General features: G+C 41.1%; 11 protein-coding genes and 1 pseudogene. 6 read left to right on the top strand and 6 right to left on the bottom strand.

Translation table 11 applies throughout. The features are described 5' to 3' along the window. Nucleotides 1-13: 13 nt before the first annotated feature. Both N8A86_RS02090 and N8A86_RS02085 read left to right on the top strand, forming a co-directional pair. Nucleotides 14-406: a hypothetical protein gene (locus tag N8A86_RS02090; protein WP_273567563.1), complete on the top strand. Its 393-nt coding sequence runs from the start codon at nt 14-16 to the stop codon at nt 404-406. 17 nt (nt 407-423) lie between these two features. Continuing rightward, entirely contained in the window at nt 424-1200 is a 777-nt protein-coding gene (locus N8A86_RS02085) for a porin family protein (protein WP_273567562.1), read from the top strand. Nucleotides 1201-1352: 152 nt separating this feature from the next. Here N8A86_RS02085 and N8A86_RS02080 read toward each other — a convergent pair whose 3' ends face one another. From N8A86_RS02080 to N8A86_RS02055, 6 genes and pseudogenes are all read right to left on the bottom strand, one after another. Next, nucleotides 1353-1649 carry a DUF3817 domain-containing protein gene (locus N8A86_RS02080; RefSeq protein WP_273567561.1) on the bottom strand — a complete coding sequence of 99 codons (297 nt, stop codon included), beginning with the start codon at nt 1647-1649 and terminating at the stop codon, nt 1353-1355. 4 nt (nt 1650-1653) lie between these two features. Then, on the bottom strand, nt 1654-2205 hold the full coding sequence (locus tag N8A86_RS02075; RefSeq protein WP_273567560.1) for a PepSY-associated TM helix domain-containing protein: 552 nt from the start codon (nt 2203-2205) through the stop codon (nt 1654-1656). 9 nt (nt 2206-2214) lie between these two features. Further along, nucleotides 2215-3605: pseudogene (lpdA, locus tag N8A86_RS02070) on the bottom strand (dihydrolipoyl dehydrogenase). A gap of 179 nt (nt 3606-3784) precedes the next feature. Further along, the gene (locus N8A86_RS02065; protein WP_273567559.1) at nt 3785-4312 is read right to left on the bottom strand and encodes a DUF1572 family protein; all 528 of its coding nucleotides are present in this window, start codon (nt 4310-4312) and stop codon (nt 3785-3787) included. Nucleotides 4313-4355: 43 nt separating this feature from the next. After that, a complete protein-coding gene (gene msrB, locus N8A86_RS02060) occupies nt 4356-4862 on the bottom strand; it encodes a peptide-methionine (R)-S-oxide reductase MsrB (protein ID WP_273567558.1) in 507 nt (168 codons plus the stop codon). A gap of 155 nt (nt 4863-5017) precedes the next feature. Continuing rightward, the gene (locus N8A86_RS02055) at nt 5018-5584 is read right to left on the bottom strand and encodes a collagen-like triple helix repeat-containing protein (protein WP_273567557.1); all 567 of its coding nucleotides are present in this window, start codon (nt 5582-5584) and stop codon (nt 5018-5020) included. Between the two features lie 197 nt (nt 5585-5781). Between N8A86_RS02055 and N8A86_RS02050 the strand changes: the two genes are divergently transcribed. The 4 genes from N8A86_RS02050 (at nt 5782) to N8A86_RS02035 (ending at nt 13990) form a co-directional block, all read left to right on the top strand. After that, nucleotides 5782-7722, top strand: a complete 1941-nt coding sequence (locus N8A86_RS02050) for an alpha-1,4-glucan--maltose-1-phosphate maltosyltransferase (RefSeq protein WP_273567556.1) — start codon at nt 5782-5784, stop codon at nt 7720-7722. A 236-nt stretch (nt 7723-7958) separates the two neighbouring features. Next, nucleotides 7959-9593 (top strand): maltokinase N-terminal cap-like domain-containing protein, encoded by a 1635-nt coding sequence (locus N8A86_RS02045; RefSeq protein WP_273567555.1) that lies wholly within the window; start codon nt 7959-7961, stop codon nt 9591-9593. A 4-nt stretch (nt 9594-9597) separates the two neighbouring features. Further along, on the top strand, nt 9598-11493 hold the full coding sequence (gene glgB / locus N8A86_RS02040; RefSeq protein ID WP_273567554.1) for a 1,4-alpha-glucan branching protein GlgB: 1896 nt from the start codon (nt 9598-9600) through the stop codon (nt 11491-11493). A 97-nt stretch (nt 11494-11590) separates the two neighbouring features. Further along, nucleotides 11591-13990: a glycoside hydrolase family 31 protein gene (locus N8A86_RS02035; RefSeq protein ID WP_273567553.1), complete on the top strand. Its 2400-nt coding sequence runs from the start codon at nt 11591-11593 to the stop codon at nt 13988-13990. Nucleotides 13991-14005: the final 15 nt, after the last annotated feature.

Here is a 14005-nt window from a genome sequence, read left to right as displayed (position 1 = left end):
TGGAGGTTTCATAATGAAAAAACTGTACCTATTCGTTTTCGTATTACTGTTGAGCTTTAATTGTCACTCGCAGATTTCTTTTGAAAAAGGATACTTCATCGACAACCTAGATGAAAAAACAGAATGCCTAATCAGAAACGTGGGTTGGAAAAATAATCCCACCGAATTTGAATATAAATTATCCGAAAACGGCGAAACCTCGAAGAAAATAATGCATTATGTACGTGAGGTGGGTGTTTATAACAAGGCAAAATATGGACGATATAATGTTGAAATAGACAGATCAAGCAAAATTTTGAGCAATTTGAGTTCTGATAGAAATCCAAATTTCGAGGAAGAACAGCTTCTTTTGAAGGTATTGGTAGAAGGTTCTGCAAGTCTATTTATGTACGAGGACGGGGGTTAAGACGATTTTTCTATACGGTGGGAGATTCTGGGGTCAAACAACTGATCTATAAACAGTACAAAGCCACTGATTTTGAAGTGAAGGAAAACAATGAGTACCTGAATCAGCTATGGAACGATTTAAAATGCCCTACTATTCCATTGAGCGAAATAAAAAGGCTAAACTATAGTAAAGGTGAATTAGTCAGGCTTTTTGTAAAGTTCAACGAATGTAATGGTTCTGATTTCAAGGAATACAGCAAGTCGCAATCGAACAATTTATTTCATCTGAACCTTCGACCGGGAATAAATGCTTCGGCACTTACAATTGATAGCGGACTCCTTAATAATAGAGACGCACAATTCGATTCTAAAATTGGTTTCAGGCTGGGGCTTGAAGCCGAGTTTGTTATGGCTTTCAACGGCAAAAAATGGGCGGTTTTCGTTGAACCTACCTATCAATATTTTGAAGCGGAGAAACAATTGGAAAGATATCTTGTTAAAGCCAGTTATAGATCTATTGAACTACCTTTAGGAATACGTCACTATATGTTCTTAAACGAACAATCGAAATTATTTATAAATGGTGCCGTTGTGTTAGACTTTGCCATAAATTCGATTTTTGATTATGATACGGTCGGTGATTTGGAGATCAGATCGAGTCCAAATTTAGCATTTGGATTTGGATATAAAATGAATGACAAATTATCGCTGGAACTAAGGTATCATACAAGTCGTGATGTCATAACTGATTCGCAATCATTTTCTTCAGATTACAAGGCGGTAGCCCTGATTTTAGGGTATTCCCTTTTTTAATAAAACCTAATCTTTTGCCTATACGACCCTACGACAATTCTCTTTAGATTGCGTTGATGGAAGGCGAAGACCATCACAAAAGAAATTTTAACTTCAATAACAATGACATTTTGAAGTGTGCTACAAAATGGACTCTACGAACTATTGGACCATTATACTGTCACCCCTGATTTCAGGGGTTTTAGATATTTTTCGTCAATGTAGAACGTACCGAAAGGTAGTAGGGAAGCGATGACCAAAATAAAAAGCCGTTTGATGCTCCATTTTTTTTCCATCCAAAAAACAATGGCCAAAATGATATAGGCGATGAACAGAAATCCATGGGCATACCCAATATATTTATTGGGTTCTGGAATCTCGGCCATATACTTTAAGGGCATGCTCACGGCAAAGAGCGAGAGATACGAAATACCTTCTAAAATAGCGGTCAGCCGAAATAGGTTCAACATGGTGTCAAGCGAATATGATTAAAATGATTATGGGAAAAATGAGTCCGGCCAAGGCCAATTTCCATCCTCTTTTCTTAAAACTGTTTTTTCCTTTTACCAAGAACATTCCGGTAATGGCAATGGTCAACATGGCGATGCCAAAAATATCCGAATACCAGATCCAAAATTTGTTCGTGGTTTTGTGCAAGAACATGGTATGGCCCAAAAATGGGACTTTCCGTTTGTATTCCAAAATTCCTTTCCCTGTGGTGATGTCGGCATCGAGAATAACGTTATCATCGTAAAAAATACGGAGCTCGTTATCACGTAATCGATGGTCATCGTACTCCGAGGCCAATTGCCATTGTTCCGAAATCTCTTTGATGTAGTCTTCCGATTCAAAAGCGGATTTATCAGTGGGAATTTCAAGTTGCACCTCTTTGGTATCATAACTATAATCCATAGGGTACCAGTCTTGACGATGGTTCAGAATAATTCCTGAAAAGGAGAAGGCAAGAATCAATCCTACATAGAAATAGGCGACATCACGGTGGATGTTTCGATGGGTAAGCTTCATCTAAAAAAATTATAAATGGATGACTTCATCATAGGCCGCGGCAACAGCCTCCATAACCGCTTCGCTCATAGTCGGGTGGGGGTGGACCGCCTTTAAAACCTCATGCCCCGTAGTTTCCAGTTTACGCGCGACAACGGCCTCCGCGATCATATCTGTCACTCCGGCCCCGATCATGTGACAACCGAGCCATTCACCGTATTTCGCATCGAAGATGACTTTTACAAAACCGTCAGAGTTGCCCGAAGCTTTCGCCTTTCCGCTTGCGGAAAACGGGAATTTGCCCACTTTGATATCGAAACCTTTTTCCCTGGCCTGTTTTTCAGTAAGCCCCACGGATGCAATTTCTGGCATACAATAGGTACAGCCTGGAATGTTGCCATAATCAAGGGGCTCAACATGCATTCCCGCAATTTTTTCAACACATAGGATGCCTTCCGCAGAAGCGACATGCGCCAATGCCTGCCCTGGCGTTACATCTCCGATGGCATAATATCCGGGAATATTCGTCTGATAGAAATCGTTGACCAAGATCTTATCTTTATCGGTTTCGATACCAACTTCTTCAAGCCCAATATTTTCAATATTCGATTTTATTCCCACTGCCGACAATACAATATCCGCAGGAATAATCTCAGCACCACCGGCCTTCTTTACATTCACTTTGACCCCTTCCCCTGAAGTATCAACATGAGTAACTTCTGAAGAAGTCATAATTTTTATACCGGCTTTTTTAAAACTCCGTTCCAATTGTTTCGATACTTCTTCATCTTCGACCGGAACGATATTCGGTAGATATTCCACGACGGTAACATCTGTACCCATCGCGTTATAGAAATAGGCAAACTCGATACCGATGGCACCGCTACCCACAACAATCATTTTCTTAGGCTGTTCTTTTAAGGTCATGGCCTCGCGATAGCCTATGATCTTTTTACCATCTTGGGGCAAACTGGGCAATTCCCTACTGCGTGCACCGGTCGCAATTATAATATGGTCGGCACTGTATTCTGTCTCTTTTCCGTCATCTCCTTTGACCGATACTTTCTTTCCTGATTTTAAAGTCCCGAAACCATTGATGACCTCGATTTTATTTTTTTCATCAAAAATTGAACGCCTTTGCTCATTCCGTCGGCAACACCTCGACTTCGCTGTACTACAGCGTCGAAATCCTTATCGACGCCTTCAGCCTTTAGTCCGTAATCATTTGCATGTTGCAGATATTCGAATACTTGAGCCGATTTAAGCAACGCTTTGGTGGGGATACACCCCCAATTTAAACAGACACCACCCAGGTTTTCCTTTTCGACGATGGCCGTTTTAAGACCGAGTTGTGAAGCCCTGATAGCGGTTACGTAGCCTCCGGGGCCACTGCCCACAACAATAACATCAAATTTGCCCATATCCTTATTTTTTGAATTTTGAAATAGAAATGTACCCTGCAAAAGGCAGATGCAAAAGTACGGAAATCAAGCACCAAAAAACAAGCCCCCTCAGAAGTTTCGGGGTCAAATTCAAAAAAATTTATGGTTTTTGCTGGCGAGGGACGAGAACGTATTCCAGACCACTACATGTTAATCGATTAATTTTCGAACTTCTCTTTATTAAAAGCTTCTGAGGCGCCTTTTGGTATTGAGAGTGATTTCCATTCGGAACCTTTGATCATTTTCCCCATGAGCATAATCTGTCCGATATGGCTGGCATAATGTGCCAATTGACGGGTAAGGGCTTCTATAACCGTATGGTCTTCATTTCTAATCTTGATGTGGGTATCAAAATTATTTTTGTTGATTGAATCCATGGCAACAAAGAGGCAGTCCCATCCCATTTGCCAAGCAGCCATCATCGTATCCATGTTTTCATACGGGTCTTCAAATTCAACATCGCGATGACGCCATGGTTTTTCACCATCTTCGGTAAGAAAATTGGTAAACCGACTCAGCATATTACCTACCATATGCTTGACAATGATGGCGATGCTATTGTCCGCCTCGGAAAGCTTCCGATGAATATCTTCTTCGCTGAGTTGGGCAAATGTTTTTTCGCCGTATGATTTGTATTTCATCAATTCAAAACGGACGCTTTCCAAAAAATTCTCTTGGTAATCCATACTTCAACTTTATCAAAATAGAAAAGACTCTTCCTTTGGCAGCCTATTTTTCAGTTGGAATGAAATCCAAGGCCACACCATTGATGCAGTGTCTTTTTCCTGTTGTGGCACTAGGGCCATCATCGAAAACATGCCCAAGATGTCCGCCACAAGTAGCACAATGTTCTTCAGTGCGCTTGTAGCCAATTTTATAATCTACATCATACGCTACATTGCCCTCGATTTCACGATCAAAGCTAGGCCAACCTGTGCCTGAATCAAATTTATGTTCGCTTTTGAAGACTTCGGTACCACAACCGGCACATACGTAAACCCCCTCCTTTTTATTGTCCAATAAATCACTGGTAAAGGCATTTTCGGTAGCCGCCTTACGAAGCACGTAAAACTCCATTTCGGTCAGTTCTTTTTGCCATTCGGCTTCGGTCTTTGAAACCGGAAAAGTTGCCGTTTTGGTCTCTTGGGCGGTTTCTTTTGACTTTTTTTCTTGTGAAATTCCGTTACAGCTTGCAAAAGCAAAGCAAGCGGCCAAAATCAATGCATTAACTCTCATACTTTCTTTTTCTTGTTAGACGTTTTTCATATACAATCCTTTCAAAGATACGTTACCATGGAAAAAAATCCAGTTACTTTTTAAAACGAATGTATGGCAAACAAAAAACCCATCGACCAAATTGGCCAACGGGTTTAGCTTTTGTGGGGATACGTTTAGTCGAGACTAATTTTTTGGACATCCAATTCGTTCATATTTAACATGCCCATAATACCTTCGATATTCGACTTGTCAATTTTTGAACCCGAAAGCGTTTCGGCGGGAAGTACGGCAATTCTAAACACTTGATTATCGGTATCACCTGGCTGTAAAGTCGTAAGATCAAAGTCCGACTCCAAGAACAAGTTCACGTCAAAGAAAGTGTGGTCATAGTTATATTGAAGCAACCCCTGATCTAAGATGCGGGTCTGGGGCAATAATCGCCAAACATCTACTGGGTCTCCGTTACTGTCTTCGATCTGGTCCCATAAAATATAAACGAGAACCACATCGGTTTCGAAAACTTCGATAGTCTGTGGAAATTCGAAAAAAATCGAATATTCGTTCTCCGCTGTAAAATCACCTTCGATATCGATGACCTTTCCAAGAATGTTGATTCCATCTTGCCCGTCTAATCCATCTAGACCGTCGAAACCATCAAATCCTGGAGGTCCTTGAGGTCCTTCGCATGCCACAAAGAATAAGGTTAGAAAGGCGCCGAGTACTATAGTGATTTTTTTCATAATGCTAAAGTTTAAATGATTTTTATACATTGTCGTTAGTGTGATGTTTCGAATGCTTTCAAAAAGCGTTCCAAAAATGAATTCAAGCGAAAATGTTGGAGTCCGGATTAGTTTGAAATATCTTAAATTCCTAATTTTTGTTTCATAGGAATTCCCTATTTTTAGAGACTACATTAAATAACCATCAAACCAAGACCATGCTTAGACAACAACGTGTTGTTATCGAAAATATTAGCCCTCAACTGGAATGTGGAGCATTTTTCATCAAAAGGGTAGTGGGAGAAAATGTTACCGTAATCGCCGATGTTTTGGGTGACGGCCATGATATTATTCAGGCCGAGGTTCAATTCAAACAAGAAAACCAAAAAAAGTTCGAAAATGTTCGAATGGTCCATTTGGGCAATGATGTGCACAGTGCCACCTTTCAGGCAGATAAGCAAGGCTTTTACGAATACCGAATACAAGGTTGGGTAGACCACGCCCTAAACTGGCAACACGGTATCGAAGCTAAATTAAAGGATGGGCAACATGTAAAAAGCGAACTTCTTGATGGCGTGCAATACCTTAAGTTTCTAACCAAAAAACTTACAGGCCAACATAGGTCGGAACTGGCAAAATGGGAGATACTTTTTCAAGATGATTCAAAATACGATGAGGCAGTCAATGTGGCCGTCTCGGAGAAATTGCACCATTTGTTTATCGAAAATCCGCGGCGTTTATTGGTGAATACGAGTAATTTGCTGCTGGTATATGTAGACCGTAAAAAAGCGAATTTCAGTACATGGTACGAGTTTTTTCCACGTTCTGCTTCCCCTGAAATTGGTAAACACGGTACGTTTAAAGATTGTGAACGATTATTGCCCAGGGTAGCCAAAATGGGATTTGACACTTTGTATTTTCCTCCAATTCATCCTATCGGAGAGAAAAATAGAAAAGGGAAAAATAATGCCACAGATGCGGAGGAAGGCGATTCAGGAGTGCCTTGGGCCATTGGTTCCAAATTGGGAGGGCACAAGTCCATACACCCTGAACTGGGAACGGAAAAAGATTTTAAGGAGCTCATAAAGAAAGCGAAAGAGCACGATATCGAGATTGCGATGGATCTTGCGTTTCAGGCGGCACCTGACCATCCGTATATTACGGAACATCCCGAATGGTTCAGAAAACGGCCCGATGGTACGATTCAGTACGCCGAGAATCCCCCGAAAAAATATCAGGATATTGTCAATTTTCATTTTGATGCAAAGGAATATCAGGCGCTTTGGGAAGAATTGCTCGGTGTCACCCTGCATTGGGTGAAATGTGGAATCAATATTTTCAGGGTCGATAATCCGCATACCAAGCCCCATTATTTTTGGAACTGGTTGATTATCGAAGTCAAAAAGAAACATCCCGATGTTCTGTTCTTGGCCGAGGCATTTTCACGGCCCAAAGTGATGCAACAGCTGGGTAAACAAGGCTTCTCCCAATCCTATACCTATTTTACGTGGCGGGTCTTGAAACACGAATTGATCGAGTATATGAACGAACTGACCCAAAGCGAAATGCGGGAATATTACCGGCCGAACTTTTGGCCAAATACGCCCGATATCAATCCGTACCATTTGCAAGGTTCTAATGAAGCCATGCATATTTTGCGCTATGCGCTGGCCGCTACTTTATGTGGAAACTTAGGACTTTACGGCCCTGTTTACGAATATATGGTAAGCGATGCCATGCCCGGCAAGGAGGAGTACCTACACTCCGAAAAATACGAGATTAGACATTGGGACTGGTCGATAGAAAATAAACTGGTCTATGTAATTTCAAAGCTAAATGCGGCCCGAAAAGACCATGGATCTTTGCAGCAGACGAACAATATCCGATTTTGCCATATAGAAAACGATATGCTGATCGCTTTTTACAAATGGAACGACGACCGCACCGATGAGACATTGACCATAATCAATCTGGATAATCACTATGCGCAACGCGGAACGGTGCAACTTCCTTTGCTCGAAATGGGGCTACAGGCCGGGCAGTCCGTAGAAATGCATGACGTAATTACCAATAATAGCTACATTTGGCGGGAAGAATGGAATTTTGTAGAAGTACATCCAGCCCTGCCTTTCCATTTATTCCATATTAAAAAGCAATAACAAAGCCGATCAATTTTTTATTATGAACAAAACCTTGAATTTAATAGTGGGAATAATAGCTGTGGCGAACGTGATTTACAGTTTTTGGGGAGGTAACGAAAATGCTTCGATTTTTGGTTTTTCGATGAATATTTGGCTGTATCGAGCCATATGGACTTTAATTGCTGCAAGCTCTTTGTATCAATATTTCAAGGCACGTAAAATAAATTAGAATAGCTAAAATCGTTACGAACAACATGGCAAAAAAAAAGCAAGAAACCCTATTGCAACCTCCGTACGTTTTCGATGTGCCCTGGGAAAACTTGCTTGACCATGAACCATTTATCAAGGCGTTTCTATCCGATATTCTTGTTGAATATATTCTAAGACAACGTTGGTACGGGGGCAAATCGAGTAAATTGAAGTACATAGAGCTGCATCAATACTTTCGGATCCAGCAGAATGAGGAGGTATACTACGGACTCTTATTGGAAATCAATTTCGAAGAGGCCTTTTACCAGCACTATTTCTTGCCGATTGCTTTCGTCTCAGATGAAAGTTTTGCCAAAGAAGATCGTATTCTACCGTTGACCATGAAAGGACAAGAAGGCTTCATTATCGACGCCATCAACTTAGAGGCCTTCAGAAAATTGGTTTTTGAGCGAATTATGACATCGGTGCCCAATGATAAAACTGCAGTTCGCTACCACAAAAGTGCATTGTTCAATGAAACTGAATATAAATCGTCTCGGTTTATGGGGTTAGAGCAGAGCAATACCTCAATCATCATCAATGATAATTCGGTCATCAAATTTTTCAGGCGAATTTATGCGGATAAGAACCCCGATTTTGAGATGAGCCAATTTCTTTCCGAAAAGAAAGGATTTAAGAATACGCCGGCCTACTTGGGAAGCATCAGTTTTATCGATAAGGATAAAGACAATATCACTATCGCTCTATTACAAGAATTGGTGCCAAACCAAGGCGATGCTTGGGAATTCATGCTTAAAGAGGTGAATAAGGTATTCGCTAACCTGGAGTATAAAAAAATCGAGGTTTCAAAGTTGCCAAAGACAGAAATGTTCCAACGGCTTCAAATAAAAGATGTGCCGCCTGAAATAATCGACTGGGCCGGTCTGAGCATTTTTCTTCGGTTGCAGGTGATGGCAAGGCGTACCGCAGAAATGCATATCGCCCTAGGTTCTGAGTTTGAAGATACTTCGTTTACCCCTGCACATTTCAATAGTGATTACGAGGTCTGGCTTAAAAATCGGTTACTGTATCAGTTTCAGAACAGAATAAACAGTGTCGAGAATAACCTCCATAAATTAGAGGGTCGGGCCGCAGTACTGGTCAAGGAGTTTTTAGAACGAAAGAACGAGATACGCCGCCGTTTCGTAAATTTTGACTGGACGAAGCTAAAGGGAGAGCGTATTCGTGTGCACGGCGATTATCATTTAGGGCAAATCTTAGTGAACCAAGATGATTTTTATCTACTTGATTTCGAAGGAGAGCCAGAAAGCACAATTCGTGATAGAAAGGTAAAACACCCACCGTTAAAGGATGTTGCCGGAATCTTCCGTTCATTTCACTACGCTATTTATGCGACTATTTTTAACAATGGCGACAAATATCCGTATTCGCAAGAAGATCTATTTAAAGCAGGTGAAACACTATATCGATTTTTTATTGGCGTATTTTTGGAAACCTATGTCACTCTAATTCAAGAGAACAATCTCAATATCGGGTACCATCAAGAACGTATTTTCATTCTGAAATATACTATGCTCGAGAAGGCGGTATATGAATTGGGCTATGAAATGAATTCGCGTCCGCGCTGGGCGGTAATACCACTTGAAGGCATCCTGGGCATAATTAATGAAACAAAATAATTATATGGGCAAAGTAAAAGTACATAGCTTATTTACAGACTTTGATATAGATCTCTTCAAATCGGGGAAACATTATCGATTGTATGACAAACTTGGCTCACATATCGTAGAGGTCGATGGCGAGAAAGGAGTTTATTTTGCCGTTTGGGCACCCTCTGCAAAATCGGTTTCGGTGGTCGGCGATTTTAATTTTTGGTTGGAAGGCGACCATAGATTGAACGTTCGTTGGGATTCTAGCGGCATTTGGGAAGGCTTTATTCCCGGACTTGACCAGGGCACCTTATATAAGTATAAAATTCAATCGAACAACAATGATGTTATAACGGAAAAGGCAGATCCATTTGCTCGTTTTTGTGAACAACCGCCTAAAACGGCCTCCGTGGTCTGGGAGTCGGATTATAAATGGAAGGACAAAAAATGGATGGGATACCGAAAGGATAAAAATGGGTTAGATCGACCCTATTCGGTATATGAAGTGCATTTGGGCTCCTGGAGACGAAAAGCCGACAATACCTTCATGTCGTACATTGAACTTGCCGATGAACTTGTTCAATATGTGAAGGAAATGGGGTATACGCATGTAGAGTTCATGCCGATTATGGAATTTCCGTACGACCCTTCGTGGGGGTATCAACTAACCGGCTATTTTGCACCGACCTCCCGTTTTGGAAAACCTGAAGATTTTAAGGTGCTTGTCGATACCTTTCACCGGAACGATATTGGAGTAATTCTAGATTGGGTACCCTCTCATTTTCCCGAAGATGCCCACGGACTAGGTAATTTTGACGGTTCGAACCTATACGAACATCCTGATCGTAGAAGGGGATACCACCCTGATTGGAAAAGTTTGATTTTTAATTATGGCCGTAACGAGGTACGGGCCTTTTTGATTAGCAATGCCCTTTTTTGGTTAGAACAATTCCATGTTGATGGCTTACGGGTCGATGCAGTAGCTTCGATGTTGTATTTAGACTATTCTAGAGATGATGGAGATTGGGAGCCAAATATATACGGGAACAATGAAAACCTTGAGGCCATATCGCTGTTAAAGGAATTGAACGAAGAGGTTTACAAAAGTTATGACGGTGTTCAGACAATCGCGGAAGAATCCACGGCATTTTCAGGGGTTACTCGCCCTGTTTATTTAGGCGGACTTGGTTTTGGCATGAAATGGATGATGGGATGGATGCACGATACCCTTGAATATTTCAAGAAAGAACCGATTTATAGAAGACACCACCAGAACGATATAACATTCAGTATGACCTATGCGTTTACCGAGAACTTCATGCTTCCCTTTTCACATGATGAAGTGGTCTATGGGAAGCAATCATTGATTTATAGAATGCCCGGTGACGAATGGCAACGGTTTGCCAACTTAAGACTTTTATTTGGTTACATGTTCACGCACCCAGGTACCAAGATCATGTTTCAAGGTGCCGAATTCGGGCAGACTTCAGAATGGAATTTCGATCAAAGTCTTGATTGGCATTTGATTCAATTTGAACTGCATCAAGGAATACAGAATGTGGTCAAGGATTTGAACACGGTTTATAAATCCTATCCCGCACTCTATGAAAAACAATTCAGTTCAGAGGGTTTTCAATGGATTGATTATGGGGATTCTGAAAATTCGGTTTTGACGTATATGCGAAAAGGCCACGATAAGAAAAACGATTTGGTTGTGGCCTGTAATTTTACGCCCATTCCTAGGGAGAGCTATCGTATTGGGGTTCCCAAAGCAAGAAAATACAAAGAGATATTCAATAGTGACGATACCAAATATGGTGGAAGCGGAATAACGAATACTACCATTAAGACCACCAAGACCGACTGGAACGGCCAGAAAAATTCTGTTGAAGTGACCATACCTCCGTTAAGTGTAATCATTCTGCAATAATCCGTCGCCTAAACGATCAAGTTGACAATTCGTATTGTTAAATTTTTAAAATTGACTGTTATGGCCTTTTTTTGCCATCTAAATAAATAAACCATTTATGATTACAAATACTGAACTGGAATATAAAGGGAATCTATACCCGAACCAGATAGTAGATTATATAAGAGATACTCACAAACTTTACTTTACCACCGAAAACGGTGTCATATTGGAACTTACCGTATTGCAGGATGGTCTTTTTCGGTTCCGTTATGCCACGGAACACGTTTTTCAACCCGATTTTTCGTACGCCGTCAGCGATACCGCAAGCCACGGGTATAATAAATTGGAAGTTACCGAGACAAAGACCGAATACTTAGTTGAGACCGAAAAAGTTCAAGTATTGGTCGACAAAAATTCGCTACGTGTTCAAATTTCTGATTTGGAAGGAACCATCATAAATGAGGATGAAATCGGCTTTCACTGGGAAGAGAATTATGAATTCGGTGGAAATACAGTGAAAATGAGCAAGATTACTCAAAATACCGAAAGTTTTTATGGTATGGGCGATAAGGCTACCCATTCGAACCTAAAAGGAAAGCGGGTCAACAATTGGTGCACTGATCAATATGCGTATGGAAAAGACCAAGAACCACTTTATAAGGCGATTCCCTTTTATATAGGTTTACATAACAATAAATCCTACGGTATATTTTTCGACAATACGTTCAGGTCGTACTTCGATTTTGCCCATGAGCGTAGAAACGTTACCAGCTTTTGGGCCGATGGGGGCGAGATGAACTATTACTTTTTTTATGGTCCACAGATGTCCGAAGTGGTCAAGGCCTATACCAATTTGACCGGTACTCCAGAACTTCCTCCGATGTGGGCCATGGGGTATCATCAATCAAAATGGAGCTATTTTCCAGAAAAGAATGTAAAGGATATTACGGCTAAGTTCAGAAAATTGAAAATACCTTGTGATGCCATTTATTTGGATATCGATTACATGGATGGTTTTCGATGTTTCACATGGGACAAGAAAAAATTTCCCGACCCAAAACGAATGATCGATGAGTTATATGAAGATGGATTCAAGACCGTTGTCATGATCGATCCGGGAATCAAGGTAGACCGTGACTATTGGGTTTATCAAGAGGCCGTTGAAAAGGATTATTTCTGTAAACGTGGGGATGGACCATATATGAAAGGAAAAGTTTGGCCGGGAGAGTGTCATTTTCCCGATTTTACGAATCCTGAGGTGCGCGCATGGTGGGCGGAACTTTACAAAGAATTCATGGCCGAAATCGGTGTTCATGCCGTCTGGAACGATATGAACGAACCGGCCGTGATGGAAGTACCCACAAAAACCGCTCCTCTAGATACAAGACATAATTTTGATGGCCACCCAAGTTCGCATCGAAAAGCCCATAATATCTATGGCATGCAAATGGTACGTGCGACTTATGAAGGGGTTAAGAAATACGTATACCCAAAAAGGCCTTTCGTGATTACAAGAGCTGCCTTTGCTGGTACACAGCGCTATTCTTCTACTTGGACCGGAGATAATGTCGCCACGTGGGAGCATTTGTGGATTGCCAATGTTCAGGCACAGCGAATGAGCATGAGCGGGTATTCGTTCGTCGGTTCCGATATCGGTGGATTTGCCGAACAACCCAACGGTGAACTTTTTGCAAGATGGATTCAATTGGGAATTTTTCATCCCTTTTGTAGGGTGCACTCCAGTGGGGACCATGGTGACCAAGAGCCTTGGTCTTTCGGTAAGGAAGTAACCGATGTAGTCCGTAAATTCATTGAAATCAGATATCAATTGTTGCCCTATTTGTACACCATGTTCTGGAGGTATACGGTTGCAGGCACACCCATGCTGCAGTCCTTGGTACATTTCGACCAGGAGGATACGCAGACCCATTTCAGAACGGACGAGTTCATCTTTGGTAAGCAAATTTTGGTATGTCCGGTACAAGAGCCGAACGCCAAAGGAAGAAGAATGTACATACCCAGAGGAAAATGGTATAATTATTGGAATAACGAAATTGTCGAAGGCGGAAAAGAGAAATGGGTAGAAGCTGATCTCGATAGCATGCCCCTGTTTGTCAAAGAGGGGGCAATCGTACCCAAGTACCCGGTTCAACAATATGTAGGCGAGTTGGAGATAAAAGAATTGAATTTAGAGGTATATTATAAATTAGGAGTAGAGAGTTCCTTGGTATATGAAGATGCACAGAATGGCTATGATTACAAAAAAGGACAGTATAGCCTTAGAAGATTGAAATTATTGGGCAAAGAAAAAGAATTGATTGTTCAGCAGTTTAAAGATGGGTCGTTCATAACGAGTTACAAGAATTTCAAGATTAACCTGCATGGCCTGCCCTTTAAAATTATGGCTATAGAAGTAGACAATGTAGAAGTGCCCTTGAAAGAACTCAAACTTAATGGCGACAATAGTATTGTAATCAAAAAGGATTTTACCGAATTACATATTATTGGAAATTAATTTTTTTGTATTTTA

Source organism: Maribacter halichondriae (assembly GCF_027474825.1).
Lineage (GTDB): Bacteria > Bacteroidota > Bacteroidia > Flavobacteriales > Flavobacteriaceae > Meishania > Meishania halichondriae.
This window is presented reverse-complemented; position numbering and strand designations above follow the sequence as displayed.